The sequence below is a fragment of the Amycolatopsis sp. NPDC051371 genome, from assembly GCF_040682155.1.
In the GTDB taxonomy this organism is placed as follows: Bacteria; Actinomycetota; Actinomycetes; order Mycobacteriales; family Pseudonocardiaceae; genus Amycolatopsis.
This window is the reverse complement of the sequence record NZ_JBFBAG010000070.1, coordinates 23,712-48,421: the sequence shown is the minus strand read 5'-3', so window position 1 is coordinate 48,421 and position 24,710 is coordinate 23,712. Positions and strand designations below refer to the sequence as shown.

Below are 24,710 nucleotides of genomic sequence, written 5' to 3'. Positions count from 1 at the left end.
GTCCCGAGCGCGAGGACTGGCGGATCTACCGCGCCGACCGGATGACCCCGCGCACGCCGACCGGCCCGCGGTTCGCGCCCCGGGAGGTGCCGGGTTCACTCACGACCAGCCGCGGCAGACTGCTCACTCAGCCTTCGTCGGCCACGTGGGCCAGGTACCGCTTCGCCGACCGCTGCACCACCTCGAACCCGTCGCTCCGCACGATCGCGTCCCACCAAGCGCCGTAGATCGCCTCGAAGCGGTACCCCGCCAGCAGTTCCGCCGCGCGCCGGACGATGTGCGGGCGCTCCGGGACCAGGTTCGGGTAGCTGTACATGAAACCGACATGCGTGCGGTCGGGGATCACCTGCACGATGTCGCCGGAGAGCAGCGCGCCGCGGCCCTCCTCGCCGTCCGGCCAGTGCAGGACCGTGCCGCCGGTGAAGTGCACACCCAGGTTGATCAGGCGCAGGTCCGGAGCCACGTCCAGCGTCGTGCCGGACCACAGCTTCACCGCCGGGTCGGGCCTGCCGATCCACTGCTGGTCGCCTTCGTGCAGGTAGATCGGCACGTCGAACGCGTGCGCCCACTCCACCATCGTCGTGTAGTAGTGCGGGTGGCTGATCGCGATGCCGGTGATTCCGCCCAGGTCACGGACCTGCGCCACCAGCGCGTCGTCGAGGTACGCCGCGCAGTCCCAGAGGAAATTCCCCGAGCGCGCCTGCACCAGCAGCGCACGTTCGCCGATCGCGAAGCCGGGGTTCGAGCCGACGCCGATGATGCCGCGGCCCTGCTCTTCGACGCGCGGCGTGTACGTGCCGCTCGCGCGGAGGGAAGAAAGGTTCGTCCACCGCTGCCCGGCCGCCGGGACGTACTGGCGTTCGTCCTCGCAGATCGGGCAGTCGTCACGGGCCACGGCGTACTGCGTGCCGCAGGCCTGGCAGATGGGTTCGGTGCTCACGACGTCGTCCTCCCAGAACCTGGATCCTGGGAGGACACGCTAGCCGCGTCTACTTGGTGTCGGTGTACGGAACCGCTTTCACGAGCGTGACCTTCTGCAGCTTGCCGTTGGGGAGCTCGTACTCGCGCGACTCGCCCTCCTTGGCGCCGAGCAGGGCCTTGCCCAGCGGCGACTCCGGGGAGTACACGTCGAGGTCGCCCTCGGCGCCCTCTTCGCGGGTGGCGAGCAGGAACTTCTCGTCCTCGTCGTCGCCCTCGTAGCGGACGGTGAGGACCTTCCCGGGGCCGGCGGTGCCGTCGTTCGCGGGCTTCTCGCCGACCTTGGCCGAGCGCAGCAGCTCCTGCAGGTGGCGGATGCGCGCCTCGGCCTGGCCCTGTTCCTCACGGGCGGCGTGGTAGCCGCCGTTCTCCTTGAGGTCGCCCTCTTCGCGGCTGTCGTTGATGCGCGCGGCGATGACCGGACGATTCTCGATCATTTCGTCGAGCTCGTGCTTGAGCCGGTCGTAGGCATCCTGGGTCAGCCAGGTCACCTTGGTGTCGCTCACGGTCACCATCTCCTCGTCGGGCCTGCCAGGCTTGCGTGTTCAAGCCGGCCCACACGGGCCTAGGTGCCCGCGTGGCTGAGATAAAGGAAAAACACGGCCCGTCGCGGGCCGTGCTGAAGGGTCAGACTATCACGGCGTGACTGGTCAACGCCCGTTAATTCCGCGCGCCGTGGGCGTTGGGCGCGCGGTTCACCCCGTTGGCCGCTATGGGCTTGACAGGTAGTCTGGTATGTCGTACGAGCAGCCGTACACGTCGGCGGTCACCGGTTCCCCGATGCTCTTGATCGTCGTGCTCATCCTGCTGTACTTCGCGCCGGCGGGGATCAAGAGCTCTTTGCGGCCGCTCTCGGCGCCGGTCTTGTCGCGGGTGCGGACGACGCACACACCCGCCCGGTTGTTGTCGTCCCGCGTCACGTTGATGGTGATTTCCATCGCGTTGCCCGGTTTCGCGCTGAACGCGACGCGCTCGGCGTCGATCGGCGCGGACCCGAGGTTGATGTACGCGACCCACGCGATCACGCCGCTGACCAGCAGGGCGACGGCCAGGAAGAGCCATCGCCGCCAGCGCCGGGGCGCCTTCGGCCGCGTGGCGCCGTACCGGCCTTCGGGCAGCACGGGTGCTGCCGTTTCCGCCGGTCCGCCTGCCAACGCGGGGCCTCCTGCTCGTTCTTGTCGTACCCGTGGGGACAATGGTGGGGCGGGTACGGCTTCGAGTATCCGCCCGCTGGGTGGGCGGCCCGCAGGTGGGTCGCGGAATACGGGTAGAGAAGGAGTCGTTCGCAGCATGGTGGACCAGTTGACGAAGACCGCCAAGCCGCGCCTGCGGATGATGGCCGTGCACGCGCACCCGGACGACGAGTCGAGCAAGGGCGCCGCCACGATGGCGCGCTACGCCGCCGAAGGCCACGAGGTGCTGGTCGTCACGTGCACCGGGGGCGAGGCGGGCAGCATCCTCAACCCGGCCATGGACCGGCCCGAGGTGCTGGCGAACATGCACGAGATCCGCCGTGAGGAGATGGCCCGCGCGGCCAAGATCCTCGGCGTGAGCCAGCGCTGGCTGGGCTTCGTCGACTCCGGCCTGCCCGAGGGTGACCCGCTGCCGCCGGTGCCCGAGGGCTCGTTCGCGGTCGTGCCGCTCGAGGAGTCGACCGAGGCGCTGGTGCGCGTGATCCGGGAGTTCCGCCCGCACGTCATCACGACGTACGACGAGAACGGCGGCTACCCGCACCCCGACCACATCCGCACGCACGAGGTGTCGATGGCGGCGTGGGACGCGGCGCCGGACCCGAGCCGCTTCCCCGACGCGGGCGAGCCGTGGCAGCCGCTGAAGCTGTATTACATGCACGGCTTCTCGAAGGCCCGGATGGTGGCCTTCGACGCCGCGCTGAAGGAGGCCGGGCTCGAGTCGCCGTACGCCGAGTGGCTGGCCAAGTGGGACCCCGAGCGGGCCGATGTGATGGAGCGGGTGACGACCCGCGTCGAGTGCGGTGAATACTTCGAGGTGCGGGACGAGGCGCTGAAGGCGCACGCGACGCAGATCGACCCGAACAGCCGCTGGTTCTTCGTCCCATTGGAGATCCAGCGCGAGACTTGGCCGACCGAGGAGTACGAGCTGGTCAAGTCGCAGGTCGACAGCACGTTGCCGGAGGACGACCTGTTCGCCGGCATCGGCATCGAGGAGAAGGTGAACACATGAGTCTGACGCTGCCGGCCGGCGTGGCGCTTCCGGTGACCGCGTCGGTCCTGGTCCTGACGCAGCAGCCGGGTGACGGCGACAACGGCGGGCAGGGGGAGGACTTCGGCAAGTCTTCCCCGGTCGGCTTCCTGGTGCTGATCCTCTTCCTCATCGCGGTGGCGTTCCTGGTCCGCTCGATGACGAAGCACCTGAAGCGCGTCCCGGCCAGCTTCGACGACCCGCCGGCCGAGGAATCCGCCGCGGAGGAGCCGGCCGAGGCCGAGAAGAAGGACGAGGCGGCCGAGAAGCCGGTGAAGGACTCCTCGGCCACCAAGGCCGACAGTTAACTACAGCCGCGGGTCCACCGGATCCGATTCCAGGGCGAGCACCGCGAACACGCATTCGTGCACCCGCCACAGCGGCTCGCCCCGCGCGACGCGCTCCAGGGCCTCCAGCCCCAGCGCGTACTCGCGCAGCGCCAGCATGCGCTTCCGGTTCAGCCCGCGCTTGCGCAGCCGCTCGAGGTTCGACGGCAGCGTGTAGTCCGGCCCGTAGATGATCCGCAGGTACTCGCGCCCGCGGACCTTCACGCCCGGCTGGACCAGCCCGCGCGCGCCGCGGGTGAGGTTCGCCGACGGCTTGACCACCATGCCCTCGCCGCCCGCGGCCGTCAGCTCCTCCCACCACGCGACCCCCTGGGCCACCGACTCGGCGTCCAGCAGGTCCACCGAGAGCGTCCGGGTGCGCTGGAAGCGCGGCCCGGTGAGACCTTCCAACGCCGAGAGATGCCACGAGTGCGGCCGGTCGTGGTAGGCCGCCCCTTCCGACGCCAGCAGCTGGAACGGCGCCAGCCGCACCCCCTCCAGCCCCGACGTCGGCCAGCAGTACCGCCGGTAGGCGTCCCGGTAGAAATCCACTGTGGACGAACGTGTTGCCGTGCGCTGCAACAGGTCCGAGACGTCGATGCCGCGCGCGGACGCCGTCGTCAGAGCCGAGACCGCCGCCGGCAGCACCGCCTGGGCCGCCGCGCCGACCGACGCGTACTGGTCCGCGATCAGGCCGCCCGCCTTCGCGCTCCACGGCAGCAGTTCGGCGTCGAGCAGCAGCCAGTCCGACTTCAGCTCGTCGAACAACCCGGCGGCCGCCGACCGCACGTCGTCGAGCAGCGCAGCGTTCTGCTCTGCCGAGAAGAAGGGCCGCCCGGTCCGTGTGTACACGGCGCCGCCGCCTTCGATGCCGAACCGCCGGGCACCGGAGCCGTTCCGGCACACCAGCACCACGGCCCGCGAGCCCATGTGCTTCTCCTCGCACAGCACCGACTCCACGCCCGCCGCGCGGTACTCGTTGAACGCCTCCTCCGGGTGCTCCAGGTAGTCCTCGCGCGACGACGTCGAGCACGGCGCCATCGTCGGCGGCAGGTAGGCGAGCCACCGCGGGTCGACCGCGAACCGGCTCATCACCTCCAGCGCTGCCGCCGACTGCTCCGCCGAGACGCCGACCCGGCCGTGGTGCGCGGTCTGCACGATCCGCTTGCCGGTGACGTCGGCCAGCTCGAGCACCGCCGGCTCACGCCCGCCCAGCGGCCGTGAAGCGTCGAGCGGGCGCGACGGCTCGTACCAGACCTGGTGCGCCTTCACCGAGACGACTTCGCGCTCCGGGTAGCGCAGCGCGGTCAGCTTCCCGCCGAAGACGGCCCCGGTGTCGAGGCACATCGTGTTGTTGACCCACTCCGGCTCCAGCGTCGGCGTGTGCCCGTAGAGGACCATCGCCGACCCGCGGTAGTCCCGCGCCCACGGCAGCCGCACCGGCAGGCCGTACTCGTCGGTCTCGCCGGTCGTGTCGCCGTAGAGCGCCATGCTCCGCACCCGCCCGGACGCGCGCCCGTGGTAGCGCTCGGGCAACCCGGCGTGCGCGACGACGAGGTCGCCGCCGTCGAGGACGTAGTGCGCGATCAGCCCGTCGCAGAACTCGTGCGCGCGCCGGCGGAACTCCTCCGTCTCGGCTTCGAGCTGCTCCAGCGACTCCGCGAGCCCGTGGGCGACGTTGACCTTCCGCCCGTGCAGCGCGCGCACCAGCTTCTGCTCGTGGTTGCCGCAGACGACCAGCGCGTCGCTGGACGACGCCATCCCCATCACGCGCCGCAGCACGCCCGGGGTGTCCGGGCCGCGGTCGACGAGGTCGCCGACGAACACCGCGGTCCGCCCGGCCGGGTGGACGCCGTCGACGTACCCCAGCTCGGCCAGCAGCTCCTCGAGCTCGGCCGCGCAGCCGTGGACGTCGCCGATCACGTCGAACGGCCCGGTCAGGTCGCGCTTGTCGTTGCGCAGCGGCTCGACGGCGATCTCCGCCTCGGCCACCTCGGCCTCGGACCGCAGCACGTGCACGCGCCGGAAGCCCTCGCGCTCCAGCGACTTCAGCGACCGCTGGAGCTCGCCACGCTGGCGCCGGACGACGTGGTCGCCGAAGTCGCGCTCGGGGCGCGAAGCGTTGCGCGCCACGCAGACGCCGAGCGGCAGGTCGAGCACGATCGCCGTCGGCAGCACATCGTGCTCCTTCGCGAGCTTCACCAGGCTCGCCCGCGAGGCGCGCTGGACGTTCGTGGCGTCGATGACGGTCATCCGCCCGGCCGCGAGCCGTTTCGCCGCGACGTAGTGCAGCGCGTCGAACGCCTCCGCCGACGCCGACTGGTCGTTTTCGTCGTCGGCGACGAGCCCGCGGAAGAAGTCGCTGGAGAGCACCTGCGTCGGCGCGAAGTGCGTGCGCGCGAACGTCGACTTCCCGGAGCCGGAAGCGCCGACGAGCACGACGAGGGACATGTCTGGTACGCGGTACTCTACAGCCATGACCCATTCTCCCGCTACCGGCCTCGTGATCGCACGCGATTTGGTGCGCGTATCCCACACGGACCGGGAGAAGTCGCCGGACGACCAGCACGCCGACCACGCCCGCTCCGCCGAACGGATGGGCTGGGAGCTGCAGGGGCCGAGCTATCGCGATCTCGGCAGCGCGTCGCGGTTCGCGACGAAGGACCGCGAGGACTTCGAACGGCTGGTTGCCGACCTCGAGGCGGGCACCTTCGGCGCGTCGATCCTGATGATGTGGGAGAACTCGCGCGGGTCCCGCAAGGAATCGGAGTGGCTTCGCCTGATCGAGCTGGCCGAAGCGCGCGGCGTGCGGTTCTGGATCGACGTCCGCGGGCGGCTGATGGACCCGGCGGACCCGCACGACCGGCGGGACCTGGTGCATGCGGCGGCCGACGCAGCTTTCGAGGCTGGGCTGCTCAGTGTCCGCACGCGACGCGGGACCGCGGGGGCAGCGCGGGCCGGCCTGCCGCACGGCCGCGTGCTCACGGGATATCAGCGCGTCTACAACGAACACACCAGGAAGTTCGAGGCCCAGATACCGCACCCGGAGGAAGGCCCGCTGATCACCGAGCTGTTCGACCGGGTGGACCGCGGCCACACGCAGCGCTCGATCGCGATGGACTGGGAGCGGCGCGGCATCACAGACCGGCGCGGCAAGCCCTACCCTCCCGACGCGCTCAAGACGCTGCTGACGAACGAGGCGTACATCGGCGTGCGGATCCACGACCCGGGCCGGAAGCCGGGCAGCCGACGGTTGTCCCCGCTGGCCGAGCGGGCGCCGGGCGCCTGGCCGGCGCTGGTCGACCCCGCGGTGTTCTGGCGCGTCCAGAAGCGGTTGCGGGACAACGCCGCGCTCACCGCGCGGCCCGGCGGTACAAAGCACCTACTTTCCGGGCTCGGCGTGTGCCACGTCTGCGGGTCGTTGATCCGGCGGCGGGCGGGGCGCCGGTACCCGTCCCGGCCTGGGTACGCCGCGCCCGTGACCTACGCGTGCTCGGCGGCTGGTGGCTGCGCCCGGGTGCCGCTGGCCGAGCTCGACCAGCTGGTGACCGCGGTCGCTCTGGCCTACCTCGCGGACGAGCGGAACTACGACGCCTTCCGGCAGGCGCAGGAAGGTCACGCGGCCGAGCTCGAGCAGATCGCCGCCGAGCTGGCCGAGATCGCCCGGGACCTTGAGGAGCTGCTGACTGAGCGGGACGCCGGTCGGATCAAGCCTGCGAGCGCCGCTCGCGGTGAAGCGGCGTTCGAGCAGCGGGCCGAGAAGTTGCGGGCGCGTGAGGCTGAGCTGCTGCGTCCGGCCGAGCTGGCGGGACTGATCGAGCCGGGCCCGGACGTTGCGGCGCGCTGGAAGGCGGCCACGTTCGACACTCACCGGGCGACGTTGCGTGTGCTGCTGCGCACCGAGCACCTGGGACAGCTGCGCATCCTGCCGATCGGCCGCGGCAACGGGAAGGCGCCCGTGCGGGACCGCATCCACCTTTGCCGCGGGGAGGAGTGCCGGACCGGGCCGTGCGCGGCGTGATTGACTCGTGATCTTCGGCGTTGCCGCGAAAAGATCCGCAGCTCAGCCGCTTCACACTTTGCACACTCTTGTTGCGCGGTAACAGGTACCGCCCACTTTGCGTCATTGCAAGACGCTGAAGCTCGTGTAACTTCATTCTTGTCCCCGGGGATCGCGGGGAAGCGAACGTGGCACGTCGCGCGGTGAGAGCCCCACCGCACCAGTACCTCGACCTAACTGAATGCACCTGGCAGCAGACTCGCCGGGACGCCGCCGCTCCAACGGAACGCCCTGACGTGCTGGGTGGGTTCCGGGGAGACGGGATCGAAGCCCTACAGCAGGGCTTCGTCTCGTCCTCCGTTGGAGCGAATGCCGTGCCCATCTTAGACGTCTTGCCCGCCGACCTGGTTACGGTCGCCGAGGCCGCTACCGTTCTCGGTCTCTCCGAGCGCACCATCCGGGCAGCCATTGCCGATGGCACGCTGCCCGCCGTCCGGATCGGGCGGAAGCTGATCAAGGTCTCGGTCGCCGACCTTGCCGCGTTCGTGCGCCCCGTGGCCGCTGCCGAGGTCGAACTATCTGAAGAGGACCGCGCCGCGGTGGCGGCCATCGTCGCGGCGGCCGGCCCGCTTTCGCCTGAGGCTCGCGCCGAGCTGCGCCGCCTGCTCCCGCCGGCCCTCGAGTCGCGTGTGGACGGTGTCGCATGCTGACCGCCCCTGTAGCGGCCGAGCTGACCGGCAAGATCGCCAACTCGGCGAACCGCTACCGCCACGTCCCGCAGTACCGGACGTCCGAGACCTACCTGGTGCGCTACCGCACCCCGCCGTCGTCCGACCTGGGCACCTACCTGGTGCGCGCCAGCGACGCCACGGTGCACGGCCCGTTCGGCTCGCTGGACGCGGCTGAGACCTGGGTGGGCCAGAACGGCGGCGGCTACGTCGACTGGGGCAGCTCGGCCAACATGATCCCCGATCACGGGACGCCGGGGCAGATCTCGCTGCTGCACTTCTCGGTGGGATCCGGCCTGGGCTGGAGCGACTGGCGCAACTGTGAAGAGCACCCGCGTGCGTTCATCGGGTGCGGGCACGGGGGTGCCGCATGAGCACGCCGAACCATCCCGCCGGCGTGCTGTCCGGCTTCCCGGACATGGAAGAACCCGGCGCCTCTCCAGTACGCCGGGCCCTGACCCTCATTCCCGCGAAGGAAATCACCATGAGTGTAACGCCGCCGGCCGTCTGGGACCAGCTGCGTCAAGTCAAGAGCAGCCCCTTCCTGCCGCCGTATCCGCACGCTTGGTGCCACCTCCGCCGGAAGGCTGTGAACACCCCGGAACCGCGCGTGACGTGGCCGATCCAGATTGACCTCAACTCGCGCTCGGTCGGCATCGATCTGATCTTCGTCATGCAGGACGATCCGGACCTGTTCGCGCTGATCGACTGGCAATTCCTGGACGACGCGCTCACCCCGCTGCGGTCGGGTAAGACGCCGATGCCGGGCACGCGCCGGAAAGAGCGCTACGTGCCCTACGAGTACGCCGCGGATGCGTACGCGCGTCAGGCCCGATACGGGTCGTGGGTCGGCTGGTCCTACCGGATCATCGAGGTCGGTGATCCGGTAGCGGACGTGGCCGAGGCCGTGGTGGGTGTGCTGGTCGAGATGATCCGGCGCGCCGAGCTGCTGGCGCGGGCCGGTGTGACGCCCGAGCTGCTGGCGCGGGCACGAGTGGCTCACCACGCAGCGGTGAACCGATGACGCCGGAGCAGATCTACCGCGCGCAGCTGTTCGAGCATGCCTGGACCTACGTCTCGCGCGGCTGGTCCGTCGCTCCGCTCAGGCAGGTCGACTACTACTGGTCGGAGACCAAGGATCGGGAAACGGGAATGGTGCGGCCGAAGCTCGCGAAGCGCATCATCCCCCTGATCCGGTGGAAGAACGACAAGCCCCTGGACACGCTGGAAGAGGTCCAGCGCTGGTTCGGTACTGGCGGTCCGGACGTCGTGTTCGGTCTCGCACTGATCACCGGCCCGTCAGGGCTGCTGATGTACGACGAGGACAGCTACAAAGAAGCGTTCGGCGCGGCGGCCGAGATCCCTGCGGGGGCGTGGATCGAAGCCGGGGGCGGCCGGGGTGGTAGGCACATCTACCTGTCCAATCCGGACGGACTGCGCAACACCGCGGGCAAGGTGGCGGGCGGCGTGGACACCCGGGGCGTCGGCGGACTGAGCGTTGCCGCACCTACGTGGACGTTCTTCCCGGATGGCTCGGCGACGCAGTGGCGGACCACGTGGCCGATCGCGCAGTTGCCACACCCCTCGCAGCTGCCGCCCCCGCCGACCGCCGTCACCGAGGCGTCCAAGAGCACTCCCACCCACGCGCGGACCGGGGCGAACACCGCGGTCCGCGCGCAGTACACCAGCACGCCGGGGACACCCATGATCGTCGACCGCAGGCGCGCGGCCGAGCTGGTGACCCAGGCGCACGCCGAGTGGCTGGACGTGGCGCAGGGCAGTGGGCTGCACACCGCCACCCTCAGCTTCCTGGGCGTACTGCTGCGCTACCTCTTCGCCACCGGCGTGACGGATGACGACATCCGGGACGAGGTGGTGGTGTGGCTGGAACAGCACGACGACTGGGCCGGCTCGATCGAGGGCTGGGACAGCCTGCCCAGCCTGCTGGAGTGGTCGCTGGAGGCCGCCCAGGCCGAGCCGTGGCAGCTGGACGACGACTGGAAAGAGACGTTCCGCCGCCGGGACGCCGCGCGGGCGGTGGTCGCGGCCTCGCCGGAGACGCTGAGCGCCGTTCTGGCGCAGTGCACGCGCCTCGGCCACCCGACGCACCGGATTCAGCTGAAGGGGCGGCTGGCGCAGCTGGAGCGGATTTCGGAGGCGTTCCGGCGCGACGGCTGGGACACCGAGGCGCGGGCGGCGTGGGCTTCGGCACTGGCCGGGGACATCGCTGGTGAGTTCGCGCTGGACGCGCTCACGATCGCCTGGCACCGCCTGGCGCTGGGCACCGAGGACGAGGGGCGCCGCGCGGTGCTCGCGCAGCTCGGCGCCGTCATCACGCACTACACGAAAGACGAGGTGCCGGCGTGACCGAGCAGCCGAGCGACAACGTGGTGGACATCGAGGCGGCGCGCCGCGCAGCCGAGCAGTCCAAGGCCACCCACGCCGCGGAGTCCAGGGAAGCCAAGGAGGCCAGGCGCGCGGCGGAGCGGGAAGCCGCTCGCGAAGCCGTAGCGGGGATCGGGGCCGAGTACGCGGGATGGCTCGACGGTCAGCGTGCTGGGCTGCCGGAGGATCTGCGGCAGGTGCCGGGTTGGAGCTACCGGTTCGCTCGCGCGTACGGCGCGCCGTGGATCGACGTCACCAGCGCGTCGGCCACAGAGGACGGCGTGCGGCAGTTCTTTGCGACGTCGTCCCCACACCCGAGCGGGATCAACGGGGACTTGTTCGTGTTCGGTGGCCGGCTCGTCGCCTACCAGCCCACCGGCGGCCACCTGTCCAGCGAGCGCGTGCTGACGCAGGTGACGCCCGGCCTCGCCGCGCGGCTGCTGCTGGAGCGGGCGGTGACGGTGAAGCTCGCCGAGCTGTCCGAGGAAGCGTTGTTCGACCCGGCGATCGTGGCGCAGGTGGTCAGCGATCCGGACTTCGTCCGCTGGAACTCGCCGACCGGTGAGCCCGGCACGACGTATTGGAAGCGTGCCGTGCCGTCGCCGGCGATGGTGCAGCCCTACCTCGAGAGCCCCGCGTTGCCGGGCGTGCGGACGCTACGGGAGCTCGTGCGCCGTCCCGCGGTGGATTGGGCGGGCCGGGACGTCGCGGTGAACGGCTACGACCCGGCGTCCGGGCTGCTCGTCGACGTTCCGGCCGACGAGGTGGCGCTGCACCCCGCGCTGACCGATGCGCCGGTTCCGGCCGCGCAGGTGCAGGACGCCGCCTGCAGGCTCTGGGGGCTGTTCGAGTCGTTCACATGGAAGGGCCAGGCCGACTACGCGAACTGGCTGGCCGCGGCCGTGACTGCCGTCGGGCGGCGGGCATTCGCGCAGAACCCGGGGCGCTTCCTGCCGGTGCCGGGGCTGCTGATCACCGCGGGCGCGCCCGACAGCGGCAAGTCGACACTGACCGACGTGATCGCCCGGCTCTACGGCGCGGCGGAGGTGCGCTACACCGGGGACGATGACGAGTTCCGGAAGGCGATCCTCGGTGCGGTGGCGACGCACCCGGACGCCAAGGTGGTCACGCTGAACAACGTCCCCAACGGGACACGCTTGCGCGGCGCGCCGCTCGACGCGCTGATCACGGACCCGGTGATCTCGGGGCGAGAGCTGGGCAAGACGCGCTCGCTGTCGTTCGCGAACACGGCGCAGGTGGTGGCGAACGGTAACCGGCTCTCGCTCGGCGACGACTCGGTTACCCGGTTCATCGTCACCGAGCTGGACCCGCCGACGACGGCGCAGAAGGCGGCCCCGCGAGCCGTGGCGGACATGCCGAGCGCCGTACAGCTGCCGGAATTTCAGGCGGGTGTGTTGGCCCTGCTGCGGACGATGGTGATCGGGTGGACGCAGGCAGGCCGGCCGGAGGGCGACGCGAAGGCGATCCGCGGCACGTTCGCGGAGTGGGCGCGCAAGGTGGCGGGGCTGCTGGATCTCGCGGGCGTCCCGGGATTTCTCGACAACCTGGACGTGATGCGCGACCGGGACACGGACCCGGACGCCGAGTTCGTCTCGGCTCTGTGGCGTGTCTTCGGCGCCGACGATTTCACCGCAAAGGACGTCCTCGCGAGGTGTCGGGAGGGGGAGGGGGCGGCCGCCGGGCTGGCGATGGGCGGCCGCGATCCGGCCCGTACGGAGGCGCTGGCCGACCTTGCGGACACGGTGCCGAAGCCGCGGTACGGCGGTCTCCTGAACGCGCAGAGCGTGGGCATAGCCCTGCGGCGGGTGCTGGACAAACCGGCGCGGGTGGGCGAGAGGCGCGAGGTCCTGCTGGGCGCCGCGACGTCCGCGCGGAATCAGAAGGTGTGGAGGCTGAGCGCACGCGACGTGTGATCTAGCCACGCTTCAGAGCCCGCCACCCACGCTCAGGGTGGCGGGCTCTCTGGTGTGCAGGGACTTAGCAGGGACTTAGCAGGGACTTGCAAGATCACGAAAAACGCTCTGACCAGCGGTTTGCAGGGAGTCAGGGAGTTACGGGAGTTAAACCGAACTACGCGCGTACGTACGCGCGCCGCATGCACGCGCTCGCGCACACACGAAGTGGCGGCGGCCCTTAACTCCCGTAACTCCCTGACTCCCTGATGATCTTGCGAACATGCAGGTCAACCGCCTGGACGCACCGCGGGACTTACCTCTGAACCGTGCTGCAAGTCCCGCGCAAGTCCCTGCTTCCGCGACCGAACCCGCCGGTGCGCACTACTTATCCACAGAGTTATGCACAGCTCGACCGGCCGGCACGAGCCGCGGAACGACAGCCACTGACATTGGCTGGCTGACGGGACCAGCTATCGACGAACGCGGGTTACTATTGGGACGATCGTTCAGGTTGTCTCGGTAGGGGAGCCGCCATGTCCGTCATCGTTGATCTTCTGGACCACGTGATCGCCAAGCAGGCCGTGACCCGGCACCCGGGCGCGATCGGCACGAAGTCCGGGTTCAGCAGCGTCCCGCCGATCGATCTCGACGCGCTCGAGCTGCGGGACGAGTACCTGGCGTCGTTCGGTTCGCGGTATGTGGAGCTGGAGGAAATGGTGATGGCGCGGATCGAACGGCCGGCGCGCGTACCGCTCGGGCTGTGCGCCTGCGGCGCGCCGGTTTCGTGCGAGTTCGACCGCGTGGCCGCGGAGTGCCCCGCCTGTGGGGACTGGTTGCGCCGAGAGGACGCCGTACATGCCGCCCGGGACTACGTGACCTCTACCTGGCTTACGGCCGCTGAGATCGAGCAGGAGACGCGCGGGTGGGGCACGCCGGTGACCGCGGGGCGGGTGCGGAATTGGCGCTACCGTGGCCAGGTCAGCGCCGACGAACGCGGCCGCTACCGACTCGCCGATGTCCTCGCGCTGCTCGATCGGCAGGCGGCTCTCGAGGTCGCGTGAGCCGACCAGATTGACAGGCACCTGTCGAAACGCGTAGCGTCACAAACCGAGGCGGAGCTATGCCCCGCCGTACGAAGCCCTCGCCGCCCAGTTCGGGTGCGGTGGGGGCTTCGGTCATTCTCCCGGCCCCGCCGACACGCACGGACTCCCCATCGCGGCGTGAGGTTCCGGGATCCCTCTCCGGTTGAGCGCACGGCACGCCCTACCTCGTGCCGTGCGCTCCCGGACCTCGTCAGGAGGTGACGCGATGCCGAACGCAGGCCGGAACCACCAGCGCAAAGGCCGCGTCGCCGACAAGGCGCAGCGCCAGGTGCGCGCCTTCGAGCTCAGCCTGGCCGGGAACAGCCTGCGCGAGATCGCGGCGATCATGTCCGGCGAAGGCGCGCGAATCAGCCATGAGGGCGTTCGTAGCCTGATCGAGCTGGAAGCCGCCGAGCGCGTCAGCCCGGTGGCCGAGCAGTACCGCACCCTGCTGATCGAGCGCCTGAACGCGCTGCGGCTCAAGGTCGGCGAGCTGCTCGAGGTGAATCCCGCACCGGTGACCGCAGGCAAGGACGGCGGCGTGGTGCGCGACCCCGAGCACGACAACGAGATCGTGCGGGACTACGGCCTGCAGCTGTCGACGGCCGACCGGTTGCTGAAGATCGACGCCCAGCTGGCGAAGCTCACCGGCGCCGAGGCCCCGACGGAATCCATCGTCAACGCGAACGTGACCGCGCGGCCAGCCGAGCTCGACGGCCTCATCGCGGAGGCGCGGGCCCAGCAGCAGGCCGCCGAGCAGGAGCTGATGGGGGAGGCGGGCGCGTGAAGATCTTCTATTGGCTGGGCGACTACGCCGGCTGCGGCTACTACCGCTGCCTGCTGCCCGGCGCCGAGCTCGCCAAGCGCGGTCACGACGTGATGGCCGACGGCCGCGTGGTTCCCGACGACGCACGCCGAGGCGAGTGCGACGTGATCGTGGGGCAGCGGATCTGCCTTGAGGGCGCGTCGGCCACCTGGCAGAAACTCGCCCGCGCCGGCCACACGAAGCTCGTGTTCGAGACCGACGACCTGCTGACCGATGTGGACCCGAGCAACCGGCACGCCGCGCAGTTCTACGACGCCGAGACGGTGCGTCGCTACCGCGAGAACATGGCCGTGGCCGACGTGATCACGGTGACCACGGACCGGCTGGCCGAGCAGGCGCGCGAGATCAACCCCACCGCGGCGATCCACGTGCTGCCCAACCAGGTGCCGGGCTGGCTGCTCGAGCACGAGCACCCGGTGGTGAACGACCTGGTGACCGTCGGATGGCGTGGTGGCCTGTCGCACAACCGCGACTTTGGCGAGCTCGCCAAGCCGCTGCGGCAGTTCCTCCAGCACCCGCGCAACCGCAACCGTGTCGAGCTGCACTGCATGGGCGCGAACTACACAGCCCGCGTGGCCGGCAACCACGGCCGCACCCGGTGGACCGGATGGCACCAGGCCGTCGGCGACTTCCTGCGGGCGGTGGACTTCGATGTGGCGGTGATCCCGCTGCGGCCGTCGCCGTTCAACGACGCGAAGTCGGATCTGGCGCTCGTGGAGATGTCCGCGCTCGGCATCCCGGCCATCGTGTCCGCTGCCGGTCCGTACGGACGCTCAGCGGCGGGCGGGGCGCCGTGCCAGCTGGCGGCCACCGCGAAGGACTGGACGGCCGCGCTCGCGGATCTCGCCGCCGACACCGAGGCGCGCGTGCAGCTGGGTAAGCAGGCCCGGGAGTGGGCGTCCGGCCGGACGATCGAGGCGAACGTGCACCGCTGGGAAGCCGCCTACACAGCATGAGCACGACGGAGCCCTTTGCCGGCCAGTCGGACGGCACGCCGCCGAGCAGCCCGCGCGGCCCGGCGGACGAGCCATGCCCGACGTGCGATTGGCACGTGTCCGGCTGTGATTGGTGCTGCGGCAAGGAGGAAGCAACGATGATCACGAAGTTCAGCGACCTCACCGAGGCGGAGCGGGGCGTGCTCGTCGGCGCTGCGCGCGAAGAGGCCGCCGATCAGGTCGGCGCTAGGCGAGCACGCTGGCACGAGATCGCCGACGCCATCGAGCACGCCGGCAAGCAGCCGCACAGCGTGAAGCCGGGCGCCGGCTGGCAGCCGCTGCCGCAGCCGGACGCCGGCACCGGTGGGCCGTGCTGACGTTCGTCGTTACTCGGTGACGAGCTTTGCGGACCGCCAGATACTCGGCGCGTAGATCGCGACGATGTCCTGGTCACCGGCGCTGTCCGGCGCAGAGCGCAGGTAGAGGTGCCCTCCGTCTGATGCGCCAACGTAGTACTCGACCGCGTTTTCGTGAGTTTCGCGGTGGTTGCTGCTTGTGTGCACCTCGATGGCCATGACCACCCTTTCTCGATCAGTGCCCGTAGGTCGGCCGCAAGGCGGCCGCTGTTACAGCCGGCCACCCGAACCCGGGGCTGCTCGACGGAGCCGGGCAGAGCCCTCGGCCCAGGCCCGCGCACGGGCAGGACGCGGAGGGCACCCGGGATGTTCGACCTCACCGCGTTCCTGGCCGGGCTGGACGAGCGGCTGCTGGCCGATCCCGAGGGCCGGCGGATCCTGACGCGACTGGACCCGCTGCTGTTCGCTCTGGTCTATCTGCCCCACCACCTGCGGGGCACCGAGACCGGCGACAAGATCTCGTTCAGCGAGGCGCACCTGGATTGGTGCGAGCTGGCGAAGCGCTACGTCCGGCCGATCGCGTCGTGTGAGCCCGGTTCGTTGCGGGACGCCATCGTGGCGCCCCGCGGTTGTGGCAAGAGCACCTGGTGGTTCACGGTCATCCCGCTGTGGCTGGCCGCGCACGGGCACCGGATGTTCATCGCGGCGTTCGCCAACTCGGCGACGCAGGCGACAGACCACCTGGGCACGTTCAAGCGCGAGACCGAGCAGAACGCCTTGCTGCAATTGGACTTCGCGAATCTGTGCGCACCGGCGCGCCGGGCCAAGGGCACAACGATCGCCGACTCGCAGTCGATGTACATGGCGCGCAGCGGTTTCGTATTCGCCGCGCGCGGCATCGACTCGCAGGTGCTCGGGCTGAAGGTCGGCACCCGGCGGCCGGATCACCTGATCCTCGACGACATCGAGGGCACCGAGGGCAAGTACTCACCGGCGCAGAAGGCCAGCCGGTTGGCGACGATGACCGGCGGCATCCTGCCGATGAACAACCGCGCGTCGGTCACGCTGGCCGGCACGGTGGCGATGCCGGGCGCGATCGTGGACGACATCACGGCGAAGGCTCGCGGCGAGCAGTACCCATCGTGGGTCGATGACGAGCGGTTCGTGCCGCGGTACTGGGACGTGATCCGGACCGGTCCGGACGGCGCAGAGCGCAGCCTGTGGCCGGAGCGCTGGGCGATGGAGTGGATCAACACTGTCCGGCACACGCGCAGCTTTCAGAGCCAGTACCGCAACGACCCGATGGCCGCGGACTCGGCGTTCTGGTCCGGCGAGGACTTCGCCTACCGCGCCGATGTGGCGATCACGCACCAGTTGCTGTCCATCGACCCCGCGGTGACGACGCGGGCCAAGAGCGACTTCACTGCGCTCGCGGTGATCGGCGCGTCGGCGCCGGGCCCGGAGCGCGTGTGCGTGGTGCGCGAGGCGTGGCAGGTCAAGATCCCGCCTGGCGAGCGGCTGCGCGCCCGCGTCCTGCAGATCCTCGAGGCGTTCCCGGAGATCGCCGGCGTGGTGGTGGAAACGAACCAGGGCGGGGACGCCTGGCTGGCGATCCTGCACGACCTGCCCGTGCCGGTGCGCACCGTGACGCAGAGCCGCCCGAAGGAAGTCCGAGCCGGCTCGCTGCTGGCGAAGTACCAGCGAGGCCGCGTCCTTCACGAGAAGCGGCTGCACCAGGCCGAGGCGCAAATGATCCGGTTCCCGCTGGCCGAGCACGACGACCTCGTGGACGCGATCGGCACCGGCGTCGAGGTGTTCCTGAAGTCCGACGCCCCGCCGCAGCGGGCTACCGCACGAGAGGGGGCCGCGTGATGACCGACCTCGACGACGCCCTGGCCGCGATGAACGGCGCCGATGACGCGTATTGCAAGGCGAAGGCGTACAGCGACGGCCCCGTGGACGAGGTGTTCACCTCTCGCCGCGTGCGCGCGCTGCTGCGGGACGCCGGGGTGTCGTTTCAGACGCTGCTCGGTGACGTCGTCATCGACGCCGTGGCGAACAAGCTCAAGGTCACCGCGATCACCAGCGACACCGACGAGCGCACGGCGCTGATCGCCTCGGTGGACGCCGACAACCTCATGGGCCGTGTCCGGCCCGCAGTGATGCGGCGTGCGCTGCAGCTCGGTGACAGTTACCTGACCGCGTGGCCGAAGCTCGACACCGAGGGCGCGCCGGTGCCGGGCAAGGTCCGGGTGTCGGTGCACGGCCCGCGGGAAATGCGGGTGATCTACGACGAGGACGAGCCCGAGACGCCGCGGCTGGCGATCCAGAAGTGGCTAGTGAAGACGCCGCTCGGGGCGAAGCGTGTCCGGGTGGACCTGCTCTACGGCGACCGCATCGAGCACTTCATCGCGAAGGGGCAGCGTTCCAGCAAGGCGGGCGACTTCCAGCCATACGCCGAGGACGGGCGCGATGCCGTCGAGAAGAACCCGTACGGGTTCCCGGTGTTCCACTTCCACGGCACCGGGCTGCCGGGCGAGTACGGCACGCCGGAACACAGGTGCTTCTACGGCACGCAGAACAAGCTGCTGAAGCTGGAAATCAGCGACATGGCCGGCGTGGACTTCAACACGCTGCCGCAGCGCGTGGCCCTGCGCAAGCTGGGTATGAAGGCGATGACGCCGGACGAGCTCGACGAAGACGACTTCGCGGTGTCGGCAGACGGCAAGCGCACGATCTCGTCCACAGGCGACGACCGGAAGTCGAAGCTGTCCAGCGAGCCCGGCTCGCTCTGGGACCTCGAAGGCTACGACGATGTCAAGCAGCTGGAGCCGACCACCGCGGCCGTGTTCCTGGACCGGCGGGCAGCGTACCTGCGCGAGGGCTCCGTGGCGGCGTCGACTCCGCTGCACATGTTCGACCGCACCGGGCAGATCCCGTCGGGTGAGTCGCTGAAGACGGCGAATGAGCCGTTGGACGACAAGTCCGGCGACCGGCGCGACGCGTTCGACCCGACGTGGCGGGGCTTCTACGGCTTCATCCTGAAGATCCTCGGTCACGAGGGTGCGCCGGTCACGATCAGCTGGGCGCCGATCGAGTCCACCGACGAGTCCACAAAGCTCGGCCACGCCAAGCAGAAGCAGGACGTGGGCGTGCCGGTGGGCGTATCGCTGACGGAGATCGGCTACGACACCAAGGACGTCGAGAAGTGGCTGGACGACGGCGACGGCGGGCTGCCACAACGGGTGGCCCTGCTCAACCAGCTCGGGGACGCGCTCGGCAACTTCGCATCGGCGGTGGCGGCCGGGCTGACGGATCAGGCGACGGTGCAGCGGGTGGTGACGAAGCTGATCGGCGACGTGACGGGCCCGGACGATGGCACCGCGTGACCCGCTCGCCCTGATCGCCGAACACGACGCGCAGGCGCTCGAGCTCGAGCAGGCGGCCATCACCGCGGCCGCCGGCCCGCTGCGCCAGGCGGCGCGTCAGGTGTTCGCGTGGGCGGTGTCCTCGTGGGCGCGGCTGTTCGGCAAGCCGCGGGCGCAGGCGTCCGGGAGCCGATTTACCGCGCTCACGGCGAAGCTGGCCACGCGCATCGCGGGCATCCCGGTCGACGCCGGCCCGGCGCTGACCGACTACGCGACCCGCGCGCGGCGTCTCGGTGCTGAGCAGGCTCACCGCGAGGCGGGCGCGCGGCCGCGTCCGATCTCGCTCGAGCTCGAGCCCGCCACCGTGACGGCGATCGAGCAGGCGGTGAAAGCAGCCCGCGCGAAGCTGGCCGAGGCGGCGACGCTGGTCCGGACCGTGGAGTCCGGCACGCTCGCCGACGTCCAGCGGCGCATCGCGGCGATGAGCCAGGCGGCGGCGATCATCGAAGCCGCTGCCCGAGACACCGCGAACGGCGAGCTGAACGCGGCCATGAGCGTCGTGGCGCAGCGGCTGGACGCCCGGCTGGTGTGGGTGGCGGAGCGGGACGCCTGCGTGTCCTGCCTGGCGCAGTCCGGTCGGCTGATCGTGCCGGGTGGTCACTTCGACTGGCGGCACACCTTCGGCGCCAAGGCGTACCAGCCGAAGGCGTACAACGCCGCCGGGAAGCTGGTGCTCGTCGAGCTGAGCCGCCCACCCCGACACCCTCGGTGCCGTTGCCGGCTGTCGCTGTGGCTCGGTCACGACGAGGCCGCGGCGCTCGCGGTCACGCACGACTGGGCCGAGGCCATCAAGGACGCCCAGGCGAAGGGCGATCACGTCGCGGTGGCCGCCGCTCGGAAGGCGGCCGCGGCTGCTGCGGCATCGGCGGCGTTCGACCTACCTGCAGCGTTGCGGCGCGAGGCCGAGCGCTCGGTGCTCCGCGGCGACGCGCTGCCGACCGAGTCGGAAAACGTCCGGCTGCAGGCGGCTGACCGGTTGCTGGCCCGGATCGGGTCCGGCAAGAACTCTCCCGCGCCCTCGGGGTGGCGGGTTCCCGCGTCGGTCAAGACGCGGGCCGAACGGGCCGTGAAGCGCGGTCAGTTCACCAGGTAGCCCGCTGGCGGGCGCATCGAGGAAGGACGCCGTGATGGCGGAGGAAACCACGACGGAGACCACCACCGAGGAAACCAAGCCCGGTCCGGGCACGGAGACCACGGAGGAGTGGAAGCCGCCGACGAAGGCCGAGTACGAGGCGAAGCTGGCCGAGCTCGCGCGTGTGAACGCTGAGTCTGCGGGCCGCCGCGTCAAGCTCAAGGAACTGGAGCAGAAGAACGAGACCGACGCCGACAAGGCGAAGCGGGAGGCACTGGAGGCCGCGACGGCGCTCTACAAACCGACTGCGATCAAGGCGTCGGCGAAGTCGGCCCTGCTCGAAGCCGATGCCAAGACGGACCGCGTGGCCGCCTTGGCCGGCCTGCTCGATGTTTCGAAACTGGACATCGACGACAAGGGCGGGATCACCGGGCTCGACGCCGAGGTGAAGCGCGTGAAGGCCGAGTACCCCGAGTTCTTCAAGACCGAAGGCGAAGGCGACAAGCCGCGCCCCGGCAAGCTCACCCCCGGTGGCAAGCAGGCCGCCGAGACCACGAAGACCGCGGGCGAGATCATCGCCGCCCGCTATGGCGGCTGACTCAGCTCGCCACCCCTGGCACCAAGAGCAGCCCGTGAGGGCGTCCGGCCGCGTCCGTGACCAGAAAGTCGCGGCCTTTCCCCTCTATCCCAACAGAAACGGAGAGCCGTCATGGCTGTCACTTTCACCGGGGCGGGCTGGATCCCGATCGAGACCAACCCCGACGTCATCCAGAAGGTCGAGCAGTCCTCGGCCGTGCTGCGCTGGGGCAACCACGTCCCGATGTCCAGCAACACGAAGTACACCCCGCGCTCGGGCGGCGTCGTGATCGGCCGGTGGGCGAAGTCCACCAGCGCCCCGGCGGACAGCTCGCCGAACGACTCGGTGCTGCTGAACACCGACAAGTTCGGTGGCAAGGTCGTGGTGGCGGCAGAGGACATGGAGGACTCGCTGGCGTCCATCGTGGACGCCAAGTCGGGCGACGCCGGCACCTCGTTCGGCAAGCTGTTCGACAACGTCACCCTGGGCATCACCGCGGCGAAGGGCACGAGCGGGTGGGGCTTCGACAGCCTGTACTACCTGCTGACCCAGAACGACACGGTGACCGGCTACACCGGCAACGCGAACCTGACACTCGCCGGCACCGGCGGCATCACGTACGACAACCTGTCGGCGTCGCTGGGTCTCTACGAGGTGGGGGACTACTTCGACGAGGCCGAGACGGTGGTGATCGCGCACCCGAGCTTCAAGCAGGTGCTCCGCGGCATCAAGGACGGCCAGGGCGCTCCGATCCTGAACGAGTCGTCCAACGGCACCGCCGGCGGCGGCCAGGGCGGCACGCCGCGGCTGTTCGGCTACGAGCTGCAGTGGTCGATGGGTGCGAAGACGTCCGCGACCGGCTCGGCTACCCCGACTGGCAACCCGTTCATCGTGTTCGGCAACCGGCAGTTCCTGCAGGTCGGTGACCGCACTCAGGGCGAGCTCGCGGTGAACTTCCAGGACACCGAGACCGGCATCGGCGTCGACACGGACGAGAACCTGCTGTACTTCCGTGCTCGCAAGGCGTTCGCGGTGGGTGCGCCGGGCGCGTTCTCGATGCTGGTCAAGAACTGACCGAGCCCGTGACGGGGCCGCGCGGCGAGCTGCTGCGCGGCCCCTGCCCGGAAGGGAGGCGCCATGCCGGACACCTGGGCGAGCGCGGCCGACGTGCTCACCTACACGGGCGAGACGGTCACCGACGACGCGATGCCGCGGGCGCAGGCCGTGATCGACATCGAGAGCGGCAGGCTCTTCGAGGACGCCGAGCGGATCGGGTCCCGAGACCGGTACTGGCTCAAGCTCGCGACCGCCTACCAGGCGGCGTGGCAGAAAGACCAGCCGGACGAGTTCGTGCGGCTGGACGTCAAGGGCACCGGGTCCGGTCAGGGCTCGCAGGAGGGCAACGACAGCTGGCTCACGCTGGGCCCGCACGCAGCGCAGGCGCTGCGGCGGGTGTCGTGGCTCGGTTCCGGCTCGCTGCACGTCCGCGCACCGGGGGAGACCCCGCGTCTGCGTGAGCCAATGGGCGAGGACGGCGACCCGGGTGTCTGGCGGCCGGTCTGATGTGGGCGCTCGCGACGTGCCGGGGGTCGATCTACCGCGGCACCACGCCGTCGGACTTCGGCGACCCGGTACCGAACAACCTCACCCCGGCAGCCACCGGCGTGCTGCTCGCGGTCGACGAACGGGACTCCCGAACCTGGGACCCGGCCACGCAGACCCCGCGCGTGGTGCGCGTGGTCACCGGCACCGTGCCCTGCACCACGGACATCCGCACCGGCGACCGGATCCGCGACGACCGGAACAACGTGCTGTACCTCGTGCAGAACGTGACCCGGCCCCGCGCCCCGGGCCGGGTGCCGGATGTCCGGCTGGAGCTCAAGCGGATCGGCGAGGACGGGGGGTGAGCCGTGGCGGATTACCGCGAGACCGCAGACTGGCGGGAGCAGATCGCCGCCGACGTCCGCGAGTTGTTCGGCCGCCTTGTCGGCGACGTCCTCGAGGACGCGAAGCGGCTCGTCCCGGTCGACACCGGCCACCTGCGTGAGTCGCTGTCGAGCGAGATCCACGGCGACACCGCGCGGATCGGGTCAGACCTGAACTACGCGCTGTATGTCGAGGAAGGTCACCGCGTGGCCTACCGCGGTGCGGATGGTGAGACGGTGTTCACCGGCGAGGTAGTGCCGCCGCAGAGTTTCCTTCGTGCGGCGCTCTACCGCAGGCGGGGTGCGTGATGACGTCGCCGTTCATCTACGCCTCGGACGAGGCGGTGACGCTGGCGTGGCTGCGCACGATCGGGTTCGCCGCGGAGATGGTCGGCGAGCAGCTGCCGCGCGACGCGAACAGCTGGGCGGCGGCCGGTTTCCTCACGGTCGCGGTGGCCGGCGGCGACACGGTACCTGAGTATCGGCTGCAATCGCCGGTGATGGACATCCGCGGCTGGGCGACCACGCCCGGCACGGACGCGCCACCGTGGAACAAGGCGCGAAACCTCGTCACCACCGTGCAGGCAGGCACCTACCGGCGGGAGCCGTGGTTCGTGCCGCTGTCCGGCTGCAGTGAGAACGCCGTCGTGAAGACGGCTTACGTCCTCGGCAAGCCGAGGCGGGCGTACGGCGACTTCGGCGACTACGCCGTGTACGCCCTGGACCTGATGCTGCATTGGGTCCCGGTCGACAAGAGCACCCCGTGAGGGGACCGACACCAACCCAGCGGGGCCACCCGGTCCCTGTCCACAGTGGAGTGCCTTATGGCTGACACGAGCGGTCTGGTGCCCGGCAACCTCGTCATGGGTCCGGCCCGGCTGTACATCTACAAGAACGCGTTCGACCCGTCGCTGAGCTACGAGCCCGCGCTGGCCGACGTGAACATCGCCCCGGCGGCGTCCGCCTGGTACGACGTCGGCATCACGCTCGGCGGCACCAGCACGAACATCAAGCCGACCTGGACGCCGCTGACCGGCGATCAGCTGGTCGACAAGCTCGGCGCGCGACTGACCGATCGCGACATCATGGCCACGGTGAACTTCGCCGAGATGACGAAGGCGAACCTGGCCTACGCGTGGAACATGACCACCGGCCCCACCGGCGCGAATTACGCGGTGTCCGACCTCAACGCCGGGCAGACGGCGAACCGGGCGCCCTACCGCACGCTGCTGATCGACGGCCTCGGCCCGGACGTGACCGATGGTTCGCGGTCGCTCAAGCGTCGGGCGATCCTGCGCAAGGCGCTGCCCTCGGGTGACACGGCGCTGAACTGGGAGAAGGCAAACCAGCAGGCGCTCGCGGCGGAGTTCCAGGCTTACTTCGTCTCGGAGTCGATCAGTCCGTTCCGGATCATCGACGAAGTCGCCTGACCCCACCCCCGACGCAGCCCCGTTCCGCGCGCACCTGACGGCGTGCGGAGCGGGGCTGCCCCACTTTCCCCTCGTCCTGTCAGGAGGACCGCATCATGGCCGCATCCGCGCCCCGCAAGACGTCCACCCGTAAGGCTGCGCCCCGCAGGCGTGCAACCACGAAGCCTGCCGATCTCGGGATCGTGCTCGACGACGCCGCCGCACAGGCCGAGGTCGACGAGCTGATCGCCGACCGCGAACCGCTGTTCACGATCGGCGGCACGACCTACACGATCCCGAAACAGGTCCCGCCGTCGTGGTCGATGAAGGCGTACAAGATCGCCACTGAGCAGGGCGAGGCCGAGGCACTGGCGTTCGCCGCGGAGAAGCTGCTCACCGACGAAGCGTGGGAAGCGCTGCAGGAGTGCGAGACCGTCACGCCGTCGGCGTGGGAGAAGATCCTGAACGCCCTGGTGGACCGGATTCTGCCGGACGGGGTGCTGGGCCCAAAAGCCTGACCGACGCCTGGCACGAACGGCTTTCGGCC

28 protein-coding genes and 1 pseudogene are annotated in these 24,710 nt (G+C 70.2%); 24 read left to right on the top strand and 5 right to left on the bottom strand.

Features of this window, described 5'->3' with window-relative positions; translation table 11 throughout:
• Window positions 1-95: pseudogene (locus AB0M59_RS49105) on the top strand (WYL domain-containing protein); the annotation flags it as partial.
• Window positions 96-127: 32 nt separating this feature from the next.
• Here the strand turns inward: AB0M59_RS49105 and AB0M59_RS49100 are convergent.
• The 3 genes from AB0M59_RS49100 to AB0M59_RS49090 form a co-directional block, all read right to left on the bottom strand.
• Complete coding sequence (locus tag AB0M59_RS49100; protein ID WP_364629808.1) at window positions 128-940, bottom strand: MBL fold metallo-hydrolase; 813 nt, start codon at window positions 938-940, stop codon at window positions 128-130.
• A 49-nt stretch (window positions 941-989) separates the two neighbouring features.
• The gene (gene greA / locus AB0M59_RS49095; RefSeq protein ID WP_364629806.1) at window positions 990-1,493 is read right to left on the bottom strand and encodes a transcription elongation factor GreA; all 504 of its coding nucleotides are present in this window, start codon (window positions 1,491-1,493) and stop codon (window positions 990-992) included.
• Window positions 1,494-1,688: 195 nt separating this feature from the next.
• Window positions 1,689-2,132, bottom strand: a complete 444-nt coding sequence (locus AB0M59_RS49090; protein WP_364629804.1) for a DUF4307 domain-containing protein — start codon at window positions 2,130-2,132, stop codon at window positions 1,689-1,691.
• 136 nt (window positions 2,133-2,268) lie between these two features.
• Between AB0M59_RS49090 and mca the strand changes: the two genes are divergently transcribed.
• Entirely contained in the window at window positions 2,269-3,180 is a 912-nt protein-coding gene (gene mca, locus AB0M59_RS49085) for a mycothiol conjugate amidase Mca (RefSeq protein ID WP_364629801.1), read from the top strand.
• On the top strand, window positions 3,177-3,506 hold the full coding sequence (locus AB0M59_RS49080; RefSeq protein ID WP_364629798.1) for a hypothetical protein: 330 nt from the start codon (window positions 3,177-3,179) through the stop codon (window positions 3,504-3,506). Before mca ends, AB0M59_RS49080 begins: the two co-directional genes overlap by 4 nt.
• Here the strand turns inward: AB0M59_RS49080 and AB0M59_RS49075 are convergent, their stop codons facing one another.
• Window positions 3,507-6,002: a polynucleotide kinase-phosphatase gene (locus AB0M59_RS49075; protein ID WP_364629795.1), complete on the bottom strand. Its 2,496-nt coding sequence runs from the start codon at window positions 6,000-6,002 to the stop codon at window positions 3,507-3,509.
• Here AB0M59_RS49075 and AB0M59_RS49070 point away from each other — a divergent pair.
• The 10 genes from AB0M59_RS49070 (at window position 6,001) to AB0M59_RS49025 (ending at window position 15,773) form a co-directional block, all read left to right on the top strand.
• The gene (locus AB0M59_RS49070) at window positions 6,001-7,545 is read left to right on the top strand and encodes a recombinase family protein (protein ID WP_364629792.1); all 1,545 of its coding nucleotides are present in this window, start codon (window positions 6,001-6,003) and stop codon (window positions 7,543-7,545) included. The two genes, AB0M59_RS49075 and AB0M59_RS49070, sit on opposite strands and share 2 nt — an antisense overlap.
• A gap of 371 nt (window positions 7,546-7,916) precedes the next feature.
• Window positions 7,917-8,234, top strand: coding sequence for a helix-turn-helix domain-containing protein (locus tag AB0M59_RS49065; RefSeq protein ID WP_364629789.1), 318 nt, complete (start codon window positions 7,917-7,919; stop codon window positions 8,232-8,234).
• On the top strand, window positions 8,228-8,626 hold the full coding sequence (locus tag AB0M59_RS49060) for a hypothetical protein (RefSeq protein WP_364629787.1): 399 nt from the start codon (window positions 8,228-8,230) through the stop codon (window positions 8,624-8,626). The genes AB0M59_RS49065 and AB0M59_RS49060 overlap by 7 nt, the downstream gene beginning before the upstream one ends.
• A complete protein-coding gene (locus tag AB0M59_RS49055) occupies window positions 8,623-9,276 on the top strand; it encodes a hypothetical protein (protein WP_364629784.1) in 654 nt (217 codons plus the stop codon). Before AB0M59_RS49060 ends, AB0M59_RS49055 begins: the two co-directional genes overlap by 4 nt.
• Complete coding sequence (locus tag AB0M59_RS49050) at window positions 9,273-10,619, top strand: bifunctional DNA primase/polymerase (protein ID WP_364629781.1); 1,347 nt, start codon at window positions 9,273-9,275, stop codon at window positions 10,617-10,619. Before AB0M59_RS49055 ends, AB0M59_RS49050 begins: the two co-directional genes overlap by 4 nt.
• Window positions 10,616-12,571: a hypothetical protein gene (locus AB0M59_RS49045; RefSeq protein ID WP_364629778.1), complete on the top strand. Its 1,956-nt coding sequence runs from the start codon at window positions 10,616-10,618 to the stop codon at window positions 12,569-12,571. The genes AB0M59_RS49050 and AB0M59_RS49045 overlap by 4 nt, the downstream gene beginning before the upstream one ends.
• A gap of 515 nt (window positions 12,572-13,086) precedes the next feature.
• Window positions 13,087-13,614, top strand: a complete 528-nt coding sequence (locus tag AB0M59_RS49040; protein WP_364629775.1) for a hypothetical protein — start codon at window positions 13,087-13,089, stop codon at window positions 13,612-13,614.
• Window positions 13,615-13,861: 247 nt separating this feature from the next.
• The gene (locus AB0M59_RS49035) at window positions 13,862-14,422 is read left to right on the top strand and encodes a hypothetical protein (protein ID WP_364629773.1); all 561 of its coding nucleotides are present in this window, start codon (window positions 13,862-13,864) and stop codon (window positions 14,420-14,422) included.
• Window positions 14,419-15,417: a hypothetical protein gene (locus AB0M59_RS49030; protein ID WP_364629770.1), complete on the top strand. Its 999-nt coding sequence runs from the start codon at window positions 14,419-14,421 to the stop codon at window positions 15,415-15,417. Before AB0M59_RS49035 ends, AB0M59_RS49030 begins: the two co-directional genes overlap by 4 nt.
• Window positions 15,418-15,554: 137 nt before the next feature.
• A complete protein-coding gene (locus AB0M59_RS49025; protein ID WP_364629767.1) occupies window positions 15,555-15,773 on the top strand; it encodes a hypothetical protein in 219 nt (72 codons plus the stop codon).
• A gap of 9 nt (window positions 15,774-15,782) precedes the next feature.
• Here AB0M59_RS49025 and AB0M59_RS49020 read toward each other — a convergent pair whose 3' ends face one another.
• A complete protein-coding gene (locus tag AB0M59_RS49020; RefSeq protein WP_364629764.1) occupies window positions 15,783-15,971 on the bottom strand; it encodes a hypothetical protein in 189 nt (62 codons plus the stop codon).
• A 147-nt stretch (window positions 15,972-16,118) separates the two neighbouring features.
• Here AB0M59_RS49020 and AB0M59_RS49015 point away from each other — a divergent pair, with 147 nt between their 5' ends.
• The 11 genes from AB0M59_RS49015 to AB0M59_RS48965 all read left to right on the top strand — a co-directional run bounded on the left by AB0M59_RS49015 (window position 16,119) and on the right by AB0M59_RS48965 (window position 24,681).
• Window positions 16,119-17,624, top strand: coding sequence for a hypothetical protein (locus tag AB0M59_RS49015; RefSeq protein WP_364629761.1), 1,506 nt, complete (start codon window positions 16,119-16,121; stop codon window positions 17,622-17,624).
• Window positions 17,624-19,141, top strand: a complete 1,518-nt coding sequence (locus AB0M59_RS49010; protein ID WP_364629758.1) for a hypothetical protein — start codon at window positions 17,624-17,626, stop codon at window positions 19,139-19,141. The genes AB0M59_RS49015 and AB0M59_RS49010 overlap by 1 nt, the downstream gene beginning before the upstream one ends.
• Window positions 19,128-20,273 carry a hypothetical protein gene (locus AB0M59_RS49005; RefSeq protein WP_364629755.1) on the top strand — a complete coding sequence of 382 codons (1,146 nt, stop codon included), beginning with the start codon at window positions 19,128-19,130 and terminating at the stop codon, window positions 20,271-20,273. The genes AB0M59_RS49010 and AB0M59_RS49005 overlap by 14 nt, the downstream gene beginning before the upstream one ends.
• Window positions 20,274-20,307: 34 nt before the next feature.
• Window positions 20,308-20,850, top strand: coding sequence for a hypothetical protein (locus AB0M59_RS49000; RefSeq protein WP_364629752.1), 543 nt, complete (start codon window positions 20,308-20,310; stop codon window positions 20,848-20,850).
• 111 nt (window positions 20,851-20,961) lie between these two features.
• Entirely contained in the window at window positions 20,962-21,903 is a 942-nt protein-coding gene (locus AB0M59_RS48995; RefSeq protein WP_364629749.1) for a phage major capsid protein, read from the top strand.
• A gap of 63 nt (window positions 21,904-21,966) precedes the next feature.
• On the top strand, window positions 21,967-22,392 hold the full coding sequence (locus tag AB0M59_RS48990; protein ID WP_364629746.1) for a hypothetical protein: 426 nt from the start codon (window positions 21,967-21,969) through the stop codon (window positions 22,390-22,392).
• The gene (locus AB0M59_RS48985) at window positions 22,392-22,736 is read left to right on the top strand and encodes a hypothetical protein (protein ID WP_364629744.1); all 345 of its coding nucleotides are present in this window, start codon (window positions 22,392-22,394) and stop codon (window positions 22,734-22,736) included. Before AB0M59_RS48990 ends, AB0M59_RS48985 begins: the two co-directional genes overlap by 1 nt.
• A gap of 3 nt (window positions 22,737-22,739) precedes the next feature.
• A complete protein-coding gene (locus AB0M59_RS48980; RefSeq protein WP_364629741.1) occupies window positions 22,740-23,063 on the top strand; it encodes an HK97 gp10 family phage protein in 324 nt (107 codons plus the stop codon).
• Window positions 23,063-23,521, top strand: coding sequence for a hypothetical protein (locus tag AB0M59_RS48975; RefSeq protein WP_364629738.1), 459 nt, complete (start codon window positions 23,063-23,065; stop codon window positions 23,519-23,521). Before AB0M59_RS48980 ends, AB0M59_RS48975 begins: the two co-directional genes overlap by 1 nt.
• 57 nt (window positions 23,522-23,578) lie before the next feature.
• On the top strand, window positions 23,579-24,184 hold the full coding sequence (locus AB0M59_RS48970; protein ID WP_364629735.1) for a hypothetical protein: 606 nt from the start codon (window positions 23,579-23,581) through the stop codon (window positions 24,182-24,184).
• Between the two features lie 95 nt (window positions 24,185-24,279).
• Window positions 24,280-24,681 (top strand): hypothetical protein, encoded by a 402-nt coding sequence (locus AB0M59_RS48965; protein WP_364629732.1) that lies wholly within the window; start codon window positions 24,280-24,282, stop codon window positions 24,679-24,681.
• Window positions 24,682-24,710: the final 29 nt, after the last annotated feature.

What these genes read in the sequence shown, in the direction of transcription:
- greA (WP_364629806.1), bottom strand. Translation starts at nt 1,493, where the DNA reads ATGGTGACCGTGAGCGACACCAAGGTGACCTGGCTGACCCAGGATGCC.
- mca (WP_364629801.1), top strand. Translation starts at nt 2,269, where the DNA reads ATGGTGGACCAGTTGACGAAGACCGCCAAGCCGCGCCTGCGGATGATG.
- AB0M59_RS49080 (WP_364629798.1), top strand. Translation starts at nt 3,177, where the DNA reads ATGAGTCTGACGCTGCCGGCCGGCGTGGCGCTTCCGGTGACCGCGTCG.
- AB0M59_RS49070 (WP_364629792.1), top strand. Translation starts at nt 6,001, where the DNA reads ATGACCCATTCTCCCGCTACCGGCCTCGTGATCGCACGCGATTTGGTG.
- AB0M59_RS49075 (WP_364629795.1), bottom strand. Translation starts at nt 6,002, where the DNA reads ATGGCTGTAGAGTACCGCGTACCAGACATGTCCCTCGTCGTGCTCGTC.
- AB0M59_RS49060 (WP_364629787.1), top strand. Translation starts at nt 8,228, where the DNA reads ATGCTGACCGCCCCTGTAGCGGCCGAGCTGACCGGCAAGATCGCCAAC.
- AB0M59_RS49055 (WP_364629784.1), top strand. Translation starts at nt 8,623, where the DNA reads ATGAGCACGCCGAACCATCCCGCCGGCGTGCTGTCCGGCTTCCCGGAC.
- AB0M59_RS49050 (WP_364629781.1), top strand. Translation starts at nt 9,273, where the DNA reads ATGACGCCGGAGCAGATCTACCGCGCGCAGCTGTTCGAGCATGCCTGG.
- AB0M59_RS49040 (WP_364629775.1), top strand. Translation starts at nt 13,087, where the DNA reads ATGTCCGTCATCGTTGATCTTCTGGACCACGTGATCGCCAAGCAGGCC.
- AB0M59_RS49035 (WP_364629773.1), top strand. Translation starts at nt 13,862, where the DNA reads ATGCCGAACGCAGGCCGGAACCACCAGCGCAAAGGCCGCGTCGCCGAC.
- AB0M59_RS49025 (WP_364629767.1), top strand. Translation starts at nt 15,555, where the DNA reads ATGATCACGAAGTTCAGCGACCTCACCGAGGCGGAGCGGGGCGTGCTC.
- AB0M59_RS49020 (WP_364629764.1), bottom strand. Translation starts at nt 15,971, where the DNA reads ATGGCCATCGAGGTGCACACAAGCAGCAACCACCGCGAAACTCACGAA.
- AB0M59_RS49015 (WP_364629761.1), top strand. Translation starts at nt 16,119, where the DNA reads ATGTTCGACCTCACCGCGTTCCTGGCCGGGCTGGACGAGCGGCTGCTG.
- AB0M59_RS49010 (WP_364629758.1), top strand. Translation starts at nt 17,624, where the DNA reads ATGACCGACCTCGACGACGCCCTGGCCGCGATGAACGGCGCCGATGAC.
- AB0M59_RS49005 (WP_364629755.1), top strand. Translation starts at nt 19,128, where the DNA reads ATGGCACCGCGTGACCCGCTCGCCCTGATCGCCGAACACGACGCGCAG.
- AB0M59_RS49000 (WP_364629752.1), top strand. Translation starts at nt 20,308, where the DNA reads ATGGCGGAGGAAACCACGACGGAGACCACCACCGAGGAAACCAAGCCC.
- AB0M59_RS48995 (WP_364629749.1), top strand. Translation starts at nt 20,962, where the DNA reads ATGGCTGTCACTTTCACCGGGGCGGGCTGGATCCCGATCGAGACCAAC.
- AB0M59_RS48990 (WP_364629746.1), top strand. Translation starts at nt 21,967, where the DNA reads ATGCCGGACACCTGGGCGAGCGCGGCCGACGTGCTCACCTACACGGGC.
- AB0M59_RS48985 (WP_364629744.1), top strand. Translation starts at nt 22,392, where the DNA reads ATGTGGGCGCTCGCGACGTGCCGGGGGTCGATCTACCGCGGCACCACG.
- AB0M59_RS48975 (WP_364629738.1), top strand. Translation starts at nt 23,063, where the DNA reads ATGACGTCGCCGTTCATCTACGCCTCGGACGAGGCGGTGACGCTGGCG.
- AB0M59_RS48970 (WP_364629735.1), top strand. Translation starts at nt 23,579, where the DNA reads ATGGCTGACACGAGCGGTCTGGTGCCCGGCAACCTCGTCATGGGTCCG.
- AB0M59_RS48965 (WP_364629732.1), top strand. Translation starts at nt 24,280, where the DNA reads ATGGCCGCATCCGCGCCCCGCAAGACGTCCACCCGTAAGGCTGCGCCC.